21 protein-coding genes are annotated in these 17,875 nt (G+C 57.3%); 16 read left to right on the top strand and 5 right to left on the bottom strand.

Annotation, left to right across the window (positions count from 1 at the left end):
• Nucleotides 1-67: 67 nt before the first annotated feature.
• Nucleotides 68-367, bottom strand: a complete 300-nt coding sequence (locus tag NKH04_RS25035; protein ID WP_352470142.1) for a DUF1236 domain-containing protein — start codon at nt 365-367, stop codon at nt 68-70.
• A gap of 422 nt (nt 368-789) precedes the next feature.
• On the opposite strand from NKH04_RS25035, the gene NKH04_RS25030 reads away from it, so the two are divergent.
• From NKH04_RS25030 to ggt, 8 genes are all read left to right on the top strand, one after another.
• Complete coding sequence (locus tag NKH04_RS25030) at nt 790-981, top strand: DUF3606 domain-containing protein (protein WP_023719459.1); 192 nt, start codon at nt 790-792, stop codon at nt 979-981.
• A gap of 78 nt (nt 982-1,059) precedes the next feature.
• On the top strand, nt 1,060-1,350 hold the full coding sequence (locus NKH04_RS25025) for a DUF6894 family protein (RefSeq protein WP_353045150.1): 291 nt from the start codon (nt 1,060-1,062) through the stop codon (nt 1,348-1,350).
• A gap of 655 nt (nt 1,351-2,005) precedes the next feature.
• Nucleotides 2,006-2,383: a VanZ family protein gene (locus NKH04_RS25020; RefSeq protein WP_353045149.1), complete on the top strand. Its 378-nt coding sequence runs from the start codon at nt 2,006-2,008 to the stop codon at nt 2,381-2,383.
• Nucleotides 2,384-2,894: 511 nt separating this feature from the next.
• Nucleotides 2,895-3,566 carry a GntR family transcriptional regulator gene (locus NKH04_RS25015; protein ID WP_352470145.1) on the top strand — a complete coding sequence of 224 codons (672 nt, stop codon included), beginning with the start codon at nt 2,895-2,897 and terminating at the stop codon, nt 3,564-3,566.
• Between the two features lie 78 nt (nt 3,567-3,644).
• Nucleotides 3,645-4,490, top strand: a complete 846-nt coding sequence (locus NKH04_RS25010) for a transporter substrate-binding domain-containing protein (protein WP_353045148.1) — start codon at nt 3,645-3,647, stop codon at nt 4,488-4,490.
• Between the two features lie 99 nt (nt 4,491-4,589).
• Complete coding sequence (locus tag NKH04_RS25005; protein WP_502898530.1) at nt 4,590-5,285, top strand: ABC transporter permease; 696 nt, start codon at nt 4,590-4,592, stop codon at nt 5,283-5,285.
• A 14-nt stretch (nt 5,286-5,299) separates the two neighbouring features.
• Complete coding sequence (locus NKH04_RS25000; protein ID WP_352969732.1) at nt 5,300-6,019, top strand: ABC transporter permease; 720 nt, start codon at nt 5,300-5,302, stop codon at nt 6,017-6,019.
• Nucleotides 6,020-6,040: 21 nt separating this feature from the next.
• The gene (gene ggt, locus NKH04_RS24995) at nt 6,041-7,633 is read left to right on the top strand and encodes a gamma-glutamyltransferase (protein WP_352501729.1); all 1,593 of its coding nucleotides are present in this window, start codon (nt 6,041-6,043) and stop codon (nt 7,631-7,633) included.
• A gap of 308 nt (nt 7,634-7,941) precedes the next feature.
• Here the strand turns inward: ggt and NKH04_RS24990 are convergent, their stop codons facing one another.
• Nucleotides 7,942-8,718: a hypothetical protein gene (locus tag NKH04_RS24990; RefSeq protein ID WP_352977740.1), complete on the bottom strand. Its 777-nt coding sequence runs from the start codon at nt 8,716-8,718 to the stop codon at nt 7,942-7,944.
• Between the two features lie 174 nt (nt 8,719-8,892).
• Complete coding sequence (locus NKH04_RS24985; protein WP_352541331.1) at nt 8,893-9,162, bottom strand: hypothetical protein; 270 nt, start codon at nt 9,160-9,162, stop codon at nt 8,893-8,895.
• Nucleotides 9,163-9,784: 622 nt separating this feature from the next.
• Between NKH04_RS24985 and NKH04_RS24980 the strand changes: the two genes are divergently transcribed.
• The 5 genes from NKH04_RS24980 to NKH04_RS24960 all read left to right on the top strand — a co-directional run bounded on the left by NKH04_RS24980 (nt 9,785) and on the right by NKH04_RS24960 (nt 13,861).
• Entirely contained in the window at nt 9,785-10,060 is a 276-nt protein-coding gene (locus tag NKH04_RS24980; RefSeq protein WP_353045147.1) for a helix-turn-helix domain-containing protein, read from the top strand.
• Nucleotides 10,057-10,914, top strand: a complete 858-nt coding sequence (locus NKH04_RS24975; RefSeq protein WP_353045146.1) for a hypothetical protein — start codon at nt 10,057-10,059, stop codon at nt 10,912-10,914. The genes NKH04_RS24980 and NKH04_RS24975 overlap by 4 nt, the downstream gene beginning before the upstream one ends.
• 60 nt (nt 10,915-10,974) lie before the next feature.
• Nucleotides 10,975-12,705: a DUF927 domain-containing protein gene (locus NKH04_RS24970; RefSeq protein WP_353045145.1), complete on the top strand. Its 1,731-nt coding sequence runs from the start codon at nt 10,975-10,977 to the stop codon at nt 12,703-12,705.
• A gap of 79 nt (nt 12,706-12,784) precedes the next feature.
• The gene (locus NKH04_RS24965; RefSeq protein ID WP_353045144.1) at nt 12,785-13,408 is read left to right on the top strand and encodes a hypothetical protein; all 624 of its coding nucleotides are present in this window, start codon (nt 12,785-12,787) and stop codon (nt 13,406-13,408) included.
• A 9-nt stretch (nt 13,409-13,417) separates the two neighbouring features.
• Complete coding sequence (locus NKH04_RS24960; RefSeq protein ID WP_353045143.1) at nt 13,418-13,861, top strand: hypothetical protein; 444 nt, start codon at nt 13,418-13,420, stop codon at nt 13,859-13,861.
• Nucleotides 13,862-13,898: 37 nt separating this feature from the next.
• On the opposite strand, the gene NKH04_RS24955 is transcribed toward NKH04_RS24960, so the two are convergent.
• On the bottom strand, nt 13,899-15,407 hold the full coding sequence (locus tag NKH04_RS24955) for a G1 family glutamic endopeptidase (protein WP_353045142.1): 1,509 nt from the start codon (nt 15,405-15,407) through the stop codon (nt 13,899-13,901).
• A 647-nt stretch (nt 15,408-16,054) separates the two neighbouring features.
• Between NKH04_RS24955 and NKH04_RS24950 the strand changes: the two genes are divergently transcribed.
• The 3 genes from NKH04_RS24950 (at nt 16,055) to NKH04_RS24940 (ending at nt 17,607) form a co-directional block, all read left to right on the top strand.
• The gene (locus NKH04_RS24950; protein WP_353045141.1) at nt 16,055-16,663 is read left to right on the top strand and encodes a hypothetical protein; all 609 of its coding nucleotides are present in this window, start codon (nt 16,055-16,057) and stop codon (nt 16,661-16,663) included.
• Nucleotides 16,664-16,753: 90 nt separating this feature from the next.
• Complete coding sequence (locus NKH04_RS24945; protein ID WP_352923166.1) at nt 16,754-17,134, top strand: DUF3768 domain-containing protein; 381 nt, start codon at nt 16,754-16,756, stop codon at nt 17,132-17,134.
• A complete protein-coding gene (locus tag NKH04_RS24940; RefSeq protein ID WP_352636120.1) occupies nt 17,134-17,607 on the top strand; it encodes a hypothetical protein in 474 nt (157 codons plus the stop codon). The genes NKH04_RS24945 and NKH04_RS24940 overlap by 1 nt, the downstream gene beginning before the upstream one ends.
• Here the strand turns inward: NKH04_RS24940 and NKH04_RS24935 are convergent.
• Entirely contained in the window at nt 17,540-17,803 is a 264-nt protein-coding gene (locus NKH04_RS24935) for a helix-turn-helix domain-containing protein (protein ID WP_352904732.1), read from the bottom strand. The genes NKH04_RS24940 and NKH04_RS24935 overlap by 68 nt on opposite strands.
• Nucleotides 17,804-17,875: the final 72 nt, after the last annotated feature.

Genomic DNA, 17,875 nt, shown 5'->3' with positions numbered 1-17,875 from the left:
CCAACCCCCCCCCCCCCCCCCCCCCCAACTCCCGGGGGGGGGGCCCACGACTGCCCGAGCTTTCACGTCACTCGATGATCTTGACGATCTTGCGCGTGCCTGGGTCGACGACGACGGTGCGGTTGTCGACGACGACATAGCGGTATTTGACGTTGGGGACTTCATGAAGCTCGACGGTATCGGGGAGCGTCGAGCCGATATTGAGCTCCACCCCAGGGATTTTCACCGAGGCCAGCGGCTGCTTTTTCACATACTCCTTGATGATCGTTTCCTGCTGCGGTTCGATGACAACGTCTTGCGCCGCAGCGGCGCCGATGCCTGCCAGCAGCAAAAATCCCGCCACCGCGGTGGAAAGATGCATTCTCATGGTCGTCTCCTTTGCGAACTCGGTCCGCTCTTCACGCCAAGGCTCACCCGAACGGAAGGCAGCTGAAAACGTTCCGTCGACGGGGCTTCGGTCCCGCCCGGCAGGGACCAACCGACGTGTTGCCGCAGGACCTAAGTCTGATCCTTGCGCGCAAAGGGTGGGTTTGCCGCGTGACCCGGAACCGTGGCGGCGCGTGGCCGTTGCTGGCTGCACGTTCCGGGAGGATTCTATGGAAAAGGTCGACGGTTGCTCGCACCGGTCCTGGCTGTTTCCATTCCGATCGAACCCGGCATCTGCGCAGCACTGTCCCTTCCTGCGCCGATAAGGATTCGCGCGTCACTTTGTGGCGGGCGAACCCTCAAATTGCTGCGTGCACCAAAGTTGACCCCCTGAAGCGAAGAGAAGGGGCGAGGAGAGCGGAAATGGCCGATGACAAGAGCAAGCGAGACTTCAGCGACCGCAATCGCGTTTCGGCGGATGAATATTATGAGGTCGAATATTTCGCGCGGGAAAATGGTGTTTCGCCCAGCCAGGTGAGCAAGCTGATCAAAAGGACCGGCGGCGACCGGATGATCCTCTCGCAGGCGGTGAAGGCATTGCGCGAGCGCAAGTGAGCTGGCGGCGAAGCCAACGGTGGAAAGGCACTGATCGCGATCGGCCGAGATCCGGCCAGCTATCGACAACGTGCCCGGATGCCGCCGCTTCGGCCAAGCGCAATGCCCCGCTACTTCTTCGATTCCGATGAAGACGGAATTGTCTATTCCGACGATCAGGGAACGTTATATGACGATCTCCCGCTGGTCAGGAAAGAAGCCCTTCGCACATTGGCCGAGATGGCCAGGGATGGCCTTCCTCATCGCAGGATTGCAGTCAAGGTCCGGGACGACCGTGGCGGTCTGGTCCTTGAAGTGGCTTTGACCTTTGCCGTTGAAACGCGGCACTTCGACGAGCGGATTTTCCGGATCGACTTGCGCACGAACTGACGGCTCGATCATCATCGCGCCGAGCATCAGATTTCTGGTGCAGCGGCATCTTCCCCTGGCGCGGAACATTAGAAATCTCTAATTGTTATCTTAAGCAGCGGGAACCTCCCAGGTTTCTGCTGCAGATCGGGTGCAACCCGATCGGCCCGCGCCCTCCGCCAGAGGCGCGGGCTTCGTTTGTTTAGCCGATGCGCAACGCCGTTCGGCAGCAGCATATTGGAGGCCTGCGGGAGCATTAGTAGCATCTGTCGCTACCGCGGCGCCCTGGCGCCCAGGCAACGGAGCCCGTCGTCCGACAGGGCGGCGGGCTTTTTGACGCGGGTCGGTCATCACGCAATCGATGAAATTCTGGCCGGCGCCGCTTCGTGTGGCATGGGGTAAGGTGCCCTGACGCAGCGCCGGCCAAGCGGAAATCAGGTCCGCCGCAGCCAGATTGTAGCCGCGCCGGCGCAGCAGGTAATTGCGTGATCGCGGAAGCCGCACCATTGCAGAGCCCTCCCAGCAGTTCGGTCTGCCCAGCGGCTGACCCGCGGCATTCATTCATTCTGACGATGCATCGGACGCCCCGACGGCGGAAATTGGACACCGCGCTCGCTCGCGACTATGGCGGCCGGCGGTATTCCCTGCAGATTTCGGATGAAAGGCCATTCTATCCTTGTCGCGCCTGGATTCTTATCAGATCGTGGCAAGGGTTGCTTTTCCGGCCGCGTTTGCCGGCGTTCTGCTGTTCGCCCTTTTGCCGGAGCAACTCCTGCGGGGCCTTGGCCTGGCTTTCACGTTTGATCACGACAAGCTCAATCACGCCGCCGCCTTCGTCGTCCTGGCGGCTCTCGGAAGTTTCGGCTGGCCGGAACGCAAGGCGAAGCTGATCGTACTCCTCGTTCTCACGGGCGCAGCGATCGAGGGGCTTCAGGCCGTGCGACTGATAGGGCGCGACCCGGATCTATTCGACTGGGTCGCCGACTGCGCGGGAATCGCGTGCGGACTGATGGTTGCAGGCTGGACAAGGCGGCTCGCCGGCGGATTGCCATAGCTCGAAAGCGCATAACGGAATCGGCGCGCCCGTGCTCCAATAAGGGGAAATTGGCCGGCGCCACTGGGGGGCGCGTTGGGGTAAGTTGCCTGATGGGGCGCCGGCCAGGCGGAAAAATTACGTCCGCCGCAAAATAACATAGCAGGAACGGCAAAGCGCGGCAGTAGCGTGATCGCGGAAGGTCCGCGTTGGCGCCTCCGGTGCGGTGACCCGTTTTGGATCAACAAATCTGGCACCTGAATTGCACTGCAGGCAATGCCGGGAAATCCCGGCAATCGTCCCCGAATATGGGGCCTCGCCGCTTCGCAAATGGAGCGGCGGGCCTTTTGCCGGACGTTGAAAAGTAGGCCGATCAGCGGCTTAGCCGATCACGGTGTGCTTAGCCCGATTTCCCCTGCCAAGTGCTTATTCTCACAAGAGAAATTCTAAAGCGCCCAAGCATCGGTGCTTGACACAGGTTTCGATAACTGGATAAGTGGATACACAGATACGCTCTGATCGGACCAGGGACATGGCAGCTGACGCAATCGAGCCGTTGGGCATCACGACCGCCGAGGAGGAGGCTTATCGCCACATTCAGCGGGCCCTGAGGATGGGGCGTTACCGGGCCGGGGACCGGCTGATCCCGGAAGAGATCGCGACGGAAATCGGCATGAGCCGCATGCCGGTTCGCGAAGCATTCCGCCAACTGGCCGCGGAAGGTCTTGTGGTCATTCGCCCGAACCGTGGCTGCATCGTCGCCGGGCTTACCCTCGATGAGATCTACGAAACCTTTGAAATACGCTCGGTGCTCGAAGGGCTGGCGGTGAGGCTTGCCATGCCGCACATCGATGCCGAAGTGCTTGAAGAACTGGAACGCCAGCTGGACCGCATGGAGCGCGCCAGCCAGACCGGCAGCAGCGACTGGGTCGTGCGCCATCAGGCCTTCCATTTGCAGATTTGCCAACTGAGCAACCGACCCAAACTCGTCCGGCAGATTGCCAGCCTGCACGTCGTGATCGAACCCTACCTGCGCATCTGGTTCGACTATGTCGACAAGCCCGCCAGCGCGCGTGCCGAGCACGAGATCCTGATCGACGTGCTGCGGTCAGGTGACGCCGGCAAGGCTGAGATCGTCATGCGGGATCATATCGTCGAGACAGCGCCGCTTCTGGCCAACTTCGCAAGTCCCGGCCGCCGCTAGGGAATACTCGTTGAAGCCGAAAGATAATCCGGCACGACGAAAGGGAACTGCCGTACCGGCAAAAAAGAGGAGAATGACATGAAAATTAGCCGCATCGCAGCCATTGCGTCGGTCCTGTTCGGCCTGGTCCAGGCCGCCGTTGCACAAGAAACACCAAAGGCAATTACCATTGCCACCGAAGGAGCCTACGCGCCCTGGAATTTCACAACAGCCGACGGCAAGCTGGACGGCTTCGAAGTCGATCTCGCCAATGATCTGTGCGGGCGAATGAAGATCGAGTGCAAGATCGTCGCACAGGACTGGGACGGCATGATCCCCGCGCTGACCGTCGGCAAGTTCGACGTGATCATGGCGAGCATGTTCATCACTGAAAAACGTCTGAAGGTCATTGATTTTACCCAGCCATATGCGGTTGACCCCTCAGGTTTCGCGGTCGCCAAGGATAGCGAACTGGGCAAGCTCGGCATTTCCAACGAGCGGTTCAAGCTGGACAATGAAGCCACTTCGCAGGCGGCAATCGACAAGCTCAAGCCATTGCTGAAGGGAAAGATCATTGGAGTTCAGGCTGCAACGGCGAACCTGGAATTCCTGAAAAAATACTTCTCGGACGTCGCCGAGATTCGCGAATACAAGACCACCGAGCAACACGATCTCGATCTTGCCGCGGGTCGCATCGACGCGCTCTTCGCGCAACAGACAGCGCTGGCCGCCACGCTGAGCAAGCCGGAGTTCAGCGACTATACGCTTGCAGGACCAGGATTTGTCGGGGGCCTCTTCGGTCTTGGCTCCGGGGCCGGCATCCGCAAAGAGGACACCAAGCTGAAAGACATGCTCAACGGCGCCATCGACGCCGCGACCGCCGACGGCAAGATCAAAACCCTGTCGCTTAAATGGCTCAAGAGCGACGTTACTCCAGTCAAGTAAGCGCTTGCCGGCGAACGGCCATTCCTGACCACGTTCCGGAGCTGAGCCGTTCGTCCTGCCGGGGCATCAATGCCGGGGGTATCAATGCCGGGGGTATCAATGGTTGACGCATTCCGGCTGCTTGGTTTCCAGCACGGAGGTTGGGGGGCTGCTCTTCTCATGGCGGCCTCGGTCACAGTGCTCCTGTCTGTGCTGGGCTTTGCGCTTGGCGCTGTATTTGGCGGGCTGGCAGCGGCCGGGCGTCTCCGCAACTCCAAAATATTGAGGTTCTTGGCCCTTGGCTATTGCACGGTTTTCAGGGGCGTGCCCGACCTTCTGACCATTTATCTGCTTTACTATGGAGGTAGCGTCGCCCTGACCTCGCTTGGTCATAGCCTGGGCGGGTCCGGATTCGTCGGCGTTCCGGCCTTTGCCACCGGAACCTTGGCTATCGCGATCATCTCGGGCGCCTATCAAGCCGAGGTCTATCGAGGGGCTTACGTCGCCATCGACCAGGGACAGCACGATGCCGCTTGCGCGCTTGGTCTCAACCGGCTGCAGCGGCTGCGACAGGTTATTTTTCCCCAGCTCCTGAGATACGCGCTGCCAGGTCTCGGCAATGTGTGGCAGTTGGTTCTGAAGGACTCGTCGCTGATATCGGTAATCGGCCTCGTTGAACTGATGCGCCAGGCGCAGATCGCTGCAGGTTCGACCCGTGAACCGTTCATCTTCTACATTGCTGCAGCCTTGCTCTATCTGGCTATCGCTTCCGTCACGGGCCACGCCTTTTACCGTCTGGAACGGAAGGCGCCGTGACGCGTCCGGTCGGCATGATAGATTTCAGTTTTTTCCTTGAGATCCTGCCGAAGCTACTCGCCGGCCTGCCGCTCACGATGGAACTGGCCCTGACTTCCATCGTTGCCGGCTTCATTCTTGCCGTCACATTGGCGCTTGCCCAGCAATCGGAATCGCCCTTCGTCGTCTTGCCGATCCGTGGCTTCGTTGCCGTGTTTAGGGGCACGCCTCTGCTGGTGCAGATTTTTCTGACCTATTATGGCCTTGGTCAGTTCCGGCACCAACTGTCGGCAATTGGATTATGGGCCGTTTTCCGCGAACCCTACTGGTGCGCAATCATCGCGCTGACCCTCAACACCACCGCCTATGGCAGCGAAATCCTCCGCGGCGCGATTCAATCGGTGCCACGCGGCCTTGTCGAGGCGGCCCGGTCTGTCGGCCTGTCCACCTATTTGACCTATCGGCACGTTATCCTGCCGCTGGCCTTTCGCCAGGCGCTGCCGAGTTACGGCAATGAAATCATCCTGATGATCAAGGGCACGTCTCTGGCTTCCATCGTGACCTTGATGGAGGTGACTGGAATTGCCCAGGGATTGATCTCCCAGACCTACCGCGCCTTTGAAGTCTTCATCTGCGCGGGCGCCATTTATCTCACTTTGAACTTCGCGATCATCCGTGCCTTGGCGGCACTCGAATACTGGATGTCGCGGCATCTGCGGCACCGCCCCTCGACGATGAGCGACGCCGCCTCTTGAGCACGATCAGAAGGGCATAGCATGCGAAATTTTGAGAAACCAACGCGCTCGGTCGTCGTTTCACGCGAGGCCATGGCCGCCACCTCTCATCCGTCGGCGACCCTGACGGCGGTGGAGATCATGGCGGCCGGCGGCAACGCCATGGATGCCGCCATCGCAGCCTGCGCGGTGCAATGTGTCGTCGAGCCAGCCTCGACCGGCATTGGAGGCGACTGCTTCGCTCTTCTGTCGCGAAACGGATCCGGCGAGGTCATCGCCTACAACGGATCGGGCAGGACACCCGCCGCCCTGACAATTGACTGGTTCCTCGAACGTGGCATGGCCGAGGTGGCCCGCAATTCTCCCGGCTCCGTCACCATCCCGGGAGCCATCGATGCCTGGACCAGATTGCATGCTGATCATGGACATATGCCCTTCGATCAAATCCTGGCCCCCGCTATACGTTTCGCCGAGGAAGGCTACGCCATTTCACCGCGGGTCCATCGTGACTGGGCGTTGGAAGAAGAACTTCTGGCCTCCGATGTAGCCGCGAAACGGATTTTCCTGCCAAACGGCCGCGCGCCACGTGTTGGCGAAGTGCATCGCCAGCCTGAGTTGGCTGCAACGCTGCGGCTGATCGCCAAGAAGGGACGAGAGGCCTTCTATACTGGCCCTGTGGCCGACGACATGGTCGCCTATCTTCGTGGGCTCGGCGGATTGCACACACTTGAAGATTTCGCCTCGGCAACAGGCGAATACGTGACCCCGATCAGCACGGCGTTCCGAGGCTGCGATGTGTTCGAATGTCCGCCGAATGGCCAGGGTGTGATCGCGCTGCTCATTCTAAACATCCTCTCGCGCTTCGAAGCGCACGGCGACCCGCAATCCGCGGACCGGCTTCACCTGGAAATCGAAGCAACACGCCTCGCTTACGCCGCGCGTGACCTGCTCGTCGCCGATCCCGACACTTCCGAGGTCCCGGTGGCCGACATGTTGTCGAATGCCTGGGCCGATCGTCTGGCCGGCATGATTGACCTAAAGCGCGCCCGCGCGGACCTGCCGGCGTTCGATATGCCGCTGCACAGCGACACGGTCTATATTTCCGTTGTCGATAAGGACCGCAATGCGGTCAGTTTCATCAACTCGGTCTTCGACAGCTTTGGCTCGGGTCTGGTCTCGCCACGCTCCGGTGTCGTCTTGCACAATCGCGGGCAAAGCTTTTCGCTTGACCCCAGGCACCCCAATGCAGTGGCGCCGAACAAGCGACCTTTGCATACTATCATACCCGGGATGCTTGCGAGAGACGGCCGGGCAGAAATGCCTTTCGGCGTTATGGGCGGCTACTACCAGGCAATGGGCCACGCGCACCTGCTGACGAAGGTGCTCGATTTCGGGATGGATCTGCAGGAGGCGATTGATCTGCCGCGGGTCGCCCCCGTCAGCGGCACCATGAACGTCCAGGCCGAACACGGGCTCGCTGGCGAAACCGTAGCTGAACTTAGCCGACGCGGTTTCGAAATCATTCCCGCCACGGACCCGATCGGCGGTGCGCAGGCCATTCGCATCGATTGGGCAAACGGGACCCTGCTGGGCGGTTCTGAACCGCGCAAGGACGGCTGCGCCCTCGGTCTGTAGAGCGGTTATGGCCAGAGCGGGATGCAAGATGCCGAAGATGCTCTCCATTGACATTTGGCCGAGCAGGAGCCGCTGGCGCCATGGTCCCGATAATTCTTGCACGCCATCGACAATCCGATCGGCGCGAGGTTGTCACCCATGTCTTAGGTACAAACTGTTACCCATGTCTCCGAGCCGTACATTTGAGATTTGGCGCACCCGACAGGATTCGAACCACCGACACGCGGATTTTCAGTCCGAACAGACCCCTTGCATCCCAAGGCTTTCAGCGTCCCATGTTGATGTCGCGCTCGATGATTTGACTTCAATCAAATCGGCTCGACTGCTTCGACCGAAGATCCAGGTAGCGATGCCCGTAACATGAAGCATGAGTCAATCGGCCGTCGAGGACTGCCAGGGCGGTGCATCTGCCAGGCCAACTCTTCCAATAGTTCCCTCACCAAGTTCGGATATCGGTCGTTTTCTCGGGTGTATTCGATAGGAAAGAAGGGATGCATACCATCCAACGCTTGGCCTCCCGACAGTCGGATGCTCACAAGCCATGACCGGCCACGTTGTGTTAGCTGTGGCAGAAGGTGATCCAAGCCAGCGAATTGGAGGAGGCGCCGGTCAAATTCTGACCCTTCACGATGATAGTCGTAGCCGAGCTGGGTAAATTGCCTGGAGATGGCAAGATGAACCTGACCGCCACGATTCCCCATACTGTGGCTGTGAGCTAGTTTAATGGCCTCATGTTGCGCCAATGCATCTGCGAGATCCGGGACAGTTCGAAAAATCCAGTCGATCCGGTCTTGAATGTCTAGCGCCCGAAGGCCTGATTGCCACAACTTATTGGCTTCAATGTCCGTGAGGCGCGTTCCGTGGAACGCTAATACGTCACTCCCTTTGACCCAATCGATCGATCTATCAATGAGGGTCTCGGGATCGGATGAAGCGCGGTATAGGATATCTCGAGCATCTTCTACGAATTTCGGCGCAGCACTCCGTAGGACCGCCTCGATGTCGTTAGGCAGAAGGTCTCCTAGTTCCTTTCTCAGGGGCATCATCCAGGTATCGGCGTCGAAATCGATGGTGAAACGGTTCATGCCAAAAATGCTCTTTCAGCGGCGGCCATTTCCTCGGCGTCATCGCCACGAGGGAACAGGTGCCATAGACGTCAGCGGTCATCGTCACCGAACTGTGTCTCATGAGGCTCATTGTGCCGAACGAATGTAACGGGAGGCACGGCGAAATGACAAGCTTCGCCGCCCCCTTCGCGCTTACCCACCAACCAAGGATGGGTGGAGGGTGTCGTAGCGCTCGACGTTAAACCATTGGTAGGTGTATCCGTCTTCAGGCTTATTGCTCATACGGCTCTTGACCAGAAGCCAAGTGCGGCCTGTGCAATTGTCGAGCATCACGGATGCATAGGGCTGGTTTCCATTGCCAGGGATAACAGAGAAGCAGTGGGTCTCCTGCGTGCGGCTGCCGAATACACCGTCACAGCCTGATAAAGCCAGGGGCGCTATCACAGCGACAGCCGTCTTCATGACGCGCTTTCCTATGGATAGCACCCATTTAGCCATGCCTCGCCCCCAAAGGCTATATCGCGCTTCATGTCGCGCGGACCTGCCGATAGTCGCAGGAAACGCTTGGAAATCAAGGGAACCCAGTTGCAACATGGCGCGACATGGAAACTGGTTCCGTCGTGGCTCCAGTCCTCACCAACAGCTTGAATTCATACAGGAAAGTGATGGTGCCCAGAGGCGGAATGGGCAGAGCGCCGAAAAAAGACAGCAAAATCAATGGTAAAGCTAACCGACTTTGCGAGCATGTGTAGCACCGATGTGGTGCAAAAGTCGAGACCACGATGTGACCTGCTTCGATACGTATTCAGTGTGTCTCGAACCACTTTACTCATGACGGAATATGTTATAACAAGCTTCTGCGCTGCTCAGGCAGTGTATCGAGCACTTTGAACAACTCATGGCCACTGGGTCCACGCGGAGGCGTTTGACACGCCTTTCTTGAGCAAATTCGCTCAACGCAAGATGGCGACCTGGATTCTGGAAAACAGAAACCCGCCGAGGCGGGGCCAGGAGCTATCGTTCGTGCGCGACTGCAGCATCGACAGGCGTCTGCCCTTCCTTGAGCACAGAAGGAAGTTGCGCAGTGTCGATTCAGTTGGATCAATCTCACAAGTCTCAGAGCTCGGAGGGGCGGCGTGGCCATCCACCCCCAGACCTCATCTATTCTGCCAAACAGGCTGCCGAGCTGCTTGGTGTCAGCGCTAAAACTTCGGCAAACTGGCGCTGCAGTGGCTCCTCTGGGCTAAAATTCGTAAAAATCGGGTCACGGGTCGGTTACCTCTCTGTGGAGATCGAGGAATTCCTTGACTGCCGCGCGTTCGGTTCGACTTCGGAGTATCCTGCGAGGTCACGGTCATGAGACCGTCGGCTTGGCGCACCCATCTCCCGAACTTTGACTCTGACGGCCTCGTCGAAAAGGAACAACTCAACACGTCTAACGGCCTGCGGTGGTTAGGCTACGATCACCTCCCGATGCGCAACTGCTCGGAAGCTGTACGATGCCGTGGCGGTCTGTGCCCTCGTTGCATCCGTCAGCTCCGGGCGAACCTGCTCGACTTCCTCGAAGCTGAGCGCCTTCACCTGCTGTCGTGGCATTTCGTCACCATTCGCGTCGCGGGCTGGAAGGTTGAGCCCGGCGACGACCGCCCTTTCGGGCCTTTGAGCGACCATCCATACATTTACAATCTGAAGACCAAATTCCGACGTATGAACCTGCCCGGTCTCGTCATCTTTGGCTCGATTGAGACCGTGTATAACACAGTAGCCAACGTTCCCGCCGGCAAGCCTTTCCACCTCCACCTAATGATTTCAGGCGCTTCCGAGGTTGAGATCGAAACAGCTGTAAAAGCGACTATTCCACCATCCGACGACATCGTACCGCTCGACATCATATCCGTCCCGCCTACGGATGCCGACTTCTTCGAACTCGCATCCTACGCGTTTAAGCAGTCCCTCCTTAAGCGGTCGAAAATACAAGAAGCAGATCGAGGCGCGATGCAGCCGCTAAACGCGGCCGAACGGCGCGAACTGATCGGTAATCTCGGGGTGCACGGGTGGCAGCAACGCCTCATCCTGCTGGGTATACGCTGTGACAATGGCCCGTTTCGGCTTATCGCCAATTTGTCGACGCCGCCGCCGCGCGCCAATTCTCCGAGTTTGCGCAAATCGGCACTTAGACGGTCACGGCGAGTGCCGGGAAGGCCAAGATCGTGATGTCATCGTCGCACCTTCACACTGAAAACCTTCAACACTGGGGCAGTTGAACGCCGTCCCATGTTCAAGCGCCATCACGCGATCAGCCAGCTTTTTGAACGCCCCGTGCACCCGTGCACACGGAGAAAACCGATGATTTCTAGAGCGAAAAAAAACATGCCGAACATTAGCGGCACCGGTATTGCCGATAACGCCTTCCAACTCCTCAAGGAAGAGGTTGACGACAACAGTGTCCGACATTTGGTGGTGCGTTACCGCCTGCAAAACGGGGGAACCGAGGAGGCACGGATTAATCGCGGCTTACTATTCGAACCCCATAAGGCGAAAGTCTTTTTCGCAAATCGAGGAGCGGCGTTGCCGGATGATTGCCGTGAACTCTTCCGGGATCTTCAGCAAGCCCTACCGAAAACAACTGGTCGCGTGACCAGCCAAGCTGGGTGGCACCAGAATGATTTCGTTACGCGGTTTGGCACTCTTACGGGCAAAGCGCGCTCCCCTGAGCATGTCTTTAGCCCCGGCGACCCCGCAGCGTCAAAGCGCCTGAAAGCAGGCACATGGTCGGCTTACGTGGCAGGGATAGCCCCGCTCATCGCAGCATCTGACTTCGTCATGCTTGGCATCTTGCTGGGGCTTGCGGCACCGTTGGCATCTAGGATCGGTCGCGGCGGTGGTTTTTCCGTTGCCCTCTGCGGTGAAAGCTCGACGGGAAAGACATTGACCATACAGGTTGCCCACTCTCTCCTCACAAAGGCGAGCGAAGAAAACGATCTGGCCGGTTTCGGCGACACTATGGGCTCTACGTTGAACTTGCTCCCCGCGGCCGGTGGAACATGCCTCGGCTTCGCCGACATTAAGGCTGACACGAATATGAAGGATGCCATGCAAAAATTGCGCACGGTGGTCTTCAGTGGGGCGTCTGGCCAATCAAGAAAGAGAAGCACCGAAGCCCCACGACCGGACCCCCAATTCTTGATCACGTTCGTGTCGGCGGAGCATCCCCTTAAAGAGCTTTTTGAAGAAGCCTCCATGACGTTCGAAGGTGGGGATGCGGTGCGCACACTTACGATCCCTATTCCAAAGGGCGATGATGGTGGCATTTTCGCCAAGCAAATTTTCACACCATCATCGGACCTTGTGACGCAACTGGAGCAGCTTCTATCGACCCAATATGGCACTGTGTTGCCACGTTGGATCGAGCAACTCGTTCACATCGACAAGGAAAAGCTCGCAGGAGTTGTCGCGAAGCAAGAACGCGAATTTCTGCTGCGGGTGGGTCTCACAGGATCGCAGACCCCTCACCAGCGAATTGCCAAGCGCTTTGCATTAATGGCGGCCGTTGGTTATGTCGCCATCAAAGCTCGGCTCCTTCCTTGCAGTGTTGAAGACGTGTTTGATGGAATGTCGGCCCTTTATTGGGAAACAATCTTTTTCCTGGCCGACAAGCCACAGAAAGCGCTTTGGCATCAACTGTTCCAGATGGTCGAAGACGAAACCGTGCTGCCGTTAGTCCGTGTAGGAATGCCCGCCGTAATCCCATCTAAGCTTGGTTTCCGCCGAGAAGAAAAGGGCGAGGAAACCCTGTTTGTCAGGCGCGAGGAACTGGTTGAACTGTTGCCGGTCAAGTTCGTGAATTCGATCCTTCTTCCAGCCTTGAGTGGTTCAGGCTGTCTATCGCGGTCCGAAGGAGAGCTTACACGTATCGTTTCACAGGCGGGGTACCGTCGCGGTCGGTACTACGTAATCAATGCCAAGCTGCTGTCGAAACTTATGCCTCGGGTTCTCGGGGCATAAAGCCGACACGAGCACTGGTGAGCGTGCGATTCGGACATGTACTATTGACATCTGCGATCTACAGATGCATATATGACAGGTGTCGCACGGCGAGGATATGATGCCCGATCAATTGAGATACCTAGTCTACCGGCCAAAGAATTTTCGCGATCTTGCTGAGACCGACCTTGGTCGAGCGATCTGGTCCTATTTGAAAGAGCACGACAATCAAATCAGAATGGAAACAGCTACTTTGCTGGAGCGAGCGGCCGTGGAGCCGTTGGCGGCAGGCCTTGTTGCCGAGTTTGGCGAAGATGTAGCGGACGACCGGACCAAGCAGATGATCGGTCACATGGTCAGGCAAGTCATGGAAGCGCTCGGATATATGCCCGACCGCTCTGCGCTGCGCATAACCCGGCCAAGCCTCTTCACCAGCGGGACTACCTATCGTCCCATGGGAAGCGATCCTCGGGCCATGAAAATCACGAGAGAACAGCGTGAGGCTTGGGTGAAGAACACCAAAAACAGCGCGTTCAACGTATGGCTCAACAAGCAGGTGCGAGACGAAAACGGGGACCTGCTCCTAGATCGGCTTTACGCGGTAGCTAAAAAGTACGGCATCGAGAAGCGCTATGACAACCTCAACCCGGGTCAGCAGCGCATGAACATCGGCGTTCAGCTACGCAAGCTGGTTGATCCTAAAGAATACGAAGCCAAAGCCTGAGGGGAAAACATGTACACGATTGAGAGGCTGAAAGCCAAAACGCTCGAAGAGCGCGACCAGATCTACAAGAACTGCCTCAAGAAGGGCGGACCCGAAGCAGAGGCTATAATCGACATGTTGAAAGCCACAGGATTGCCGTATCAGAAGGACCAATCTCTTGCCCACGGCGATCCGACGTATCGGGCCATGGAGGTCGTCATCAACAATCCTGAAAACGTCAACAGGATGTTGGATGCCGCAGCGAAGGGTCGGCCTCCGCTCGAAGCGGTCGACCCTCTCATCAAGGCGAAGCTCGGCAAAGACTATGGCTCCCACAATGATGGCACAGTGACCGCAGGTTATTTGGTCGGCCAGAAAATGTACGCGCTTGACTTTGAGAAGACTGGAGCGCTGCCCTTAGTCGGGTGCGTGGCAAAGACCGCGGCGACGTTTCGCAAGAGAAAAGCCAGCTGACGTATGTCTTCCGGCACTAACATGTTCGAGGCGACAATCAATTCTCCCGTTGAGGTTTGAACGCGAGAAACACCGTCGTCCCTTTGCCCATCGGCACATTGGTCAGTCCTACCATCTGTCCCAAATTGTTTATGCCCTGGACAAATGAGGTTTCGCCGTAAGGATAATCTACAGGTTCATAAACCCCATTCTTGAGCAGGAATCCGCCTGACCCGCCGTCAGCGTAATAACCTCCCACAATGTCCTCCAAGTCGTTTATGCCCCACGCCAATGTTCTTGTGGCACCTGGAAAGTTTATTTCCGTCTCAACACCATTGACAACCTTTAAGCTAATTACTCGCTGATCGAGAGCTTTACTCGCGATGAAAACACCGTTGTTGTTTATATCCCTTATGGACGAATACTGAGGTAGATATTCCAATCCGGAGCCCGGTCGGTAAATGCAGGCGTATCCAGGGTATGACATCGTATTGCCAACAATAACACCACCGTCGTTCCAGGATACAGGTGCCATATCCAATCCAACAACGTTCGAAATATCGCTAAAATTATCATCCTTATAGATGAACGGAACAATCCTCATTGGCAGTGGGAATGGTATGACGGCATATCCGATGACATCACCTGCGGCGTTAATTCCGCAAAATTGAGTTTCACGGGCGTCCACACTGTAAGGCTTTAACACAGCAGGCCTATCATCCACCTCCACTCGCAACCCGAGTATTCTGTCCCCCCGCCAGTTTGCGCCGACGACGACCACCTTATCGTTGATTTTGCTTTCTCTGGCACACGAGTAGTCACCGCCATCTATCATCTTAAACAAATAATTGCTCGGAGAAGCTGGCAGGCTACCTCCCGGCCCTACTCGGAAATTGCCACCAGAAGCGTTTGATGGGTTAGCAAGAACAATTTTAGATTCGGTATCTATCAGCTCAATCCCATCAGATGCTCGCACAAATCCGGCATTCTGACCGTTCACCTTAGATCGATCAAACACGACTTCCTTGAATTTGGGCAATGCCGACAACACATCGTCAACTTTGTTAGCCTCGAACATCCAATCTGCAGTCGCAAGGCTCGACGTATAATTCAAAGAATGCGACCATTCGAAGCCCTTAGTGACGTTGACGATCTTAAGTACCCATGTCTGGGTTGTGAATGGTAAGGAATTCGAAGGACAACTGACCGAGGCCCAAATGCTATCTCCCTCGTCGATGCCCAATACATTTTGTGGTATTAGGACTCGGTAGCTCATTTGTAGAGTTCCATACCAAGCAGCATAGAACTTAGAATTGTCAGGCGACGCGACCTGTTCGGTTCCTACTTGGATAAGGGTCGGATCATCTTCATTTCCGCCAATTCCTATCCAGCACGAGCAGGACTGGACGGAAGGAGTTTTCGGGTTATGAGTTATTGATGGCACCTGCCAGCCGCCACTTACTGAAGTAAACCTCTTGCCGATCTTGCTATAACCGGCCCAGTTAATGGTCTGCCTCGGAACTGGCCCTTTCCAGTCTCGGGAATACGGTCTGAGGACTCTGCCCATAGCAGTGCTTGGAGTGCGTCTTTCGCCGATTGTGCGCATAATAAGATCCCCCTGATTTCGGCAGCTTAGCATAGAATGGTGGATGATAGAGTCTGGGCCGAGGCAGGTGCGCGCGACGTCACTTCAGCCCTCCTATTCGCTGCCGCCGCGATTTGAAAAGCGTATCTCCGCTGGTATCATAGCTGATCGCGGGAGGCCATTTGGGAGCTCCAAAGCACGGGTTGACGGGAATGCCGCCCGCATGTGAGCACCGTGCGGCCGCAGGTTCCCCACCAAGAACCCGTCGAGAGGTGAATTCAGCGCGCAAACCATCGAAATTCGCTGGCGAAGGCGCGTAGTCAGCCTCCAAACCAGCAGGTCTCAATGGAGGGCTGCGGTGTTATTTCCAAGTGCTTCAAAAGGGTAACTCTTTGATATCAAACGGGAATTGCTTGACAAAAGGCATGCCGCCCGATATAGTGCGATTGTTCAGATGAGCGGTTTTCGCCATCGAGCCGAGTAAAAAAGGCGGGTAATGGCTGATTTAACGATAGCGTTTCGGGCGCGGCTTTTGCCGCCTTTGGCTTTGCGCCGACACTGCCGACCATCATCTGAAAATTCAACCACTGAGGCCCCAATTCGGGGCCTTTATCTTTATGGAGACCTGAATGACCAATGGAGTACCTTCTGCCGCCTCGTCGGCATCCGCCTCGCCTGCCGTCATTGTTCTGGGCCTCGATGACGGCGGCAAAGCCCACGCCTCATGGTTCGGTGACAATGATACCGGCTTAGCCGAAAAGGCGGCTGGCATGATGGGCATGGCTGCCTTGCCAGTCGATGCTGACGATCTGAGGCAGCTGGCCGGGCGTTTGCCGCGGGGAAAGGTATTCGAAAGTGGCCGTGCCTTCGTGCCGTTTGTAAAGCGCGATCTCTATGAGGCTATCGCGACGCACCTTCCTGCCGGATACAAATTCCCAGTTCGCGTCGCCGACGACCGGCCGCCTGCTGCCAAGTCCAAGAACGCCAACGCCACCGGCGCGCCCGAAAGCGGTCCCAAGCGCCCCGAACCATCGCGGCCGACCGATTGGACCAAGATCGAGGTTGGCAGCTTGGTCCTCGCTACCGAAGGTGCCTATGAAGGCTGGTTCGAGGCGCAGGTCGTAAAGATCAGCCCTGAGGGCGTCTACACCCTTCGTTGGCGTGACTGGCTCGACATGCCGGTATTCACACGCCGCCTGATCCACATTGCCCTGCTTCATCCCGAGCATACCGACTGACGCCTGCTTGGCCTCGGGCGCGCAGCTCAGGCAGCCGCCCACCCTCTCAAAAAAATTCATCGTTTGAAAACGGTCGCTGTGGCGGCCTGGATGAAGGATTCGCAAATGGGTTTGGAATGCAGCTTGGCTGATAAATGTGCGCTTGGTAGTCGCCAGCAGCGCATCGCGCAACTGAACGACAGTTTGCGCAGGACAGGTCATGGCGGGCGCTTCGTGATGACGGCCGGAATTGCCGCGATGAACGCGACCGTCATTGCTGGGATCTTGGCGGCGGTGGCTGCCTTCGAGGCTTTCGATGCCGACAACGACCCGCACGGCGAACACGACTGCGCTGTGCTGGAGGTCGGAGGTATCATCGTGATTTGGAGAGTCGACTACTACGATCTGGCGATGTCCTTTGGGTCAGATGATCCAGCCGACCCGTCGGTCACCACTCGCGTTCTGACCATCATGCTCGGCGAGGAATACTGATGCTGGGGCGAGCCCTTTCCCGCCGGACTCTGCTGGCCGCTTTGCCCGCCCTTGCGATTGCGCCTGGAATGCCTTCGGTTACTGATGCATCGGACCGGCCAGACGGCGACGTAGCTCACCTTGGCTCCGATGATGTTTCGCCTGAGTTGATCAGAACTATTTGCGCTCACTGCGCCGCTTACGCAGGCCTGCGCAAAATCTCTCGCGAAACTGACGCTGTGGCTATTGGTCGACCGGCGACCGTCGACGAACTCAGCCGCCTGGATGCAGCGACTGATCTTGAGGAGCAGTTGCTACTTGCGCTGTGCCACCATCCTGCCGCGAACGATACCGAGCGCCATGACAAGGCAACCTACCTGCTTGGCATCTTTGAAGGCAATGATCCTGAGTCCGAACTGGTGACGGCTATCCTGTTGTCGATGACCCGGGAGGTACAGCATCAGGCGGTCGAATCTCTTGATCTGTCGGTTTGACGAGATCGAGATGACTGACCCCGAGCGCACGAGCGATGGCCTGCAAGGTCTCAATCGTCGGGTTTCTCTTACCCCTTTCGAGGTCACTCAAATACTGCTGGCTGAGGTTTGACCGCTCGGCCACCTGCTCCTGCGTCAGGCCGCTGGCCGCACGTAACCGCGCAAAGTTCTCCCCGACCAGTTTTCGCATCTCCATGCGACCACCAATCGAGGAATTCGAGCGTTGAGTTTATCAACTATAGTATGTAAATCGAAAACGACAGGGAGG

Source organism: Mesorhizobium sp. M1365 (assembly GCF_040317865.1).
In the GTDB taxonomy this organism is placed as follows: Bacteria; Pseudomonadota; Alphaproteobacteria; order Rhizobiales; family Rhizobiaceae; genus Mesorhizobium.
This window is presented reverse-complemented; position numbering and strand designations above follow the sequence as displayed.

What these genes read in the sequence shown, in the direction of transcription:
- NKH04_RS24940 (WP_352636120.1), top strand. Translation starts at nt 17,134, where the DNA reads ATGCTGGGGCGAGCCCTTTCCCGCCGGACTCTGCTGGCCGCTTTGCCC.
- NKH04_RS25030 (WP_023719459.1), top strand. Translation starts at nt 790, where the DNA reads ATGGCCGATGACAAGAGCAAGCGAGACTTCAGCGACCGCAATCGCGTT.
- NKH04_RS25025 (WP_353045150.1), top strand. Translation starts at nt 1,060, where the DNA reads ATGCCGCCGCTTCGGCCAAGCGCAATGCCCCGCTACTTCTTCGATTCC.
- NKH04_RS24935 (WP_352904732.1), bottom strand. Translation starts at nt 17,803, where the DNA reads ATGGAGATGCGAAAACTGGTCGGGGAGAACTTTGCGCGGTTACGTGCG.
- NKH04_RS24970 (WP_353045145.1), top strand. Translation starts at nt 10,975, where the DNA reads ATGTTCAAGCGCCATCACGCGATCAGCCAGCTTTTTGAACGCCCCGTG.
- NKH04_RS25000 (WP_352969732.1), top strand. Translation starts at nt 5,300, where the DNA reads ATGATAGATTTCAGTTTTTTCCTTGAGATCCTGCCGAAGCTACTCGCC.
- NKH04_RS24955 (WP_353045142.1), bottom strand. Translation starts at nt 15,407, where the DNA reads ATGGGCAGAGTCCTCAGACCGTATTCCCGAGACTGGAAAGGGCCAGTT.
- NKH04_RS25010 (WP_353045148.1), top strand. Translation starts at nt 3,645, where the DNA reads ATGAAAATTAGCCGCATCGCAGCCATTGCGTCGGTCCTGTTCGGCCTG.
- NKH04_RS24990 (WP_352977740.1), bottom strand. Translation starts at nt 8,718, where the DNA reads ATGAACCGTTTCACCATCGATTTCGACGCCGATACCTGGATGATGCCC.
- NKH04_RS25035 (WP_352470142.1), bottom strand. Translation starts at nt 367, where the DNA reads ATGAGAATGCATCTTTCCACCGCGGTGGCGGGATTTTTGCTGCTGGCA.
- NKH04_RS25005 (WP_502898530.1), top strand. Translation starts at nt 4,590, where the DNA reads ATGGTTGACGCATTCCGGCTGCTTGGTTTCCAGCACGGAGGTTGGGGG.
- NKH04_RS25015 (WP_352470145.1), top strand. Translation starts at nt 2,895, where the DNA reads ATGGCAGCTGACGCAATCGAGCCGTTGGGCATCACGACCGCCGAGGAG.
- NKH04_RS24960 (WP_353045143.1), top strand. Translation starts at nt 13,418, where the DNA reads ATGTACACGATTGAGAGGCTGAAAGCCAAAACGCTCGAAGAGCGCGAC.
- ggt (WP_352501729.1), top strand. Translation starts at nt 6,041, where the DNA reads ATGCGAAATTTTGAGAAACCAACGCGCTCGGTCGTCGTTTCACGCGAG.
- NKH04_RS24985 (WP_352541331.1), bottom strand. Translation starts at nt 9,162, where the DNA reads ATGAAGACGGCTGTCGCTGTGATAGCGCCCCTGGCTTTATCAGGCTGT.
- NKH04_RS24950 (WP_353045141.1), top strand. Translation starts at nt 16,055, where the DNA reads ATGACCAATGGAGTACCTTCTGCCGCCTCGTCGGCATCCGCCTCGCCT.
- NKH04_RS24975 (WP_353045146.1), top strand. Translation starts at nt 10,057, where the DNA reads ATGAGACCGTCGGCTTGGCGCACCCATCTCCCGAACTTTGACTCTGAC.
- NKH04_RS24945 (WP_352923166.1), top strand. Translation starts at nt 16,754, where the DNA reads ATGAAGGATTCGCAAATGGGTTTGGAATGCAGCTTGGCTGATAAATGT.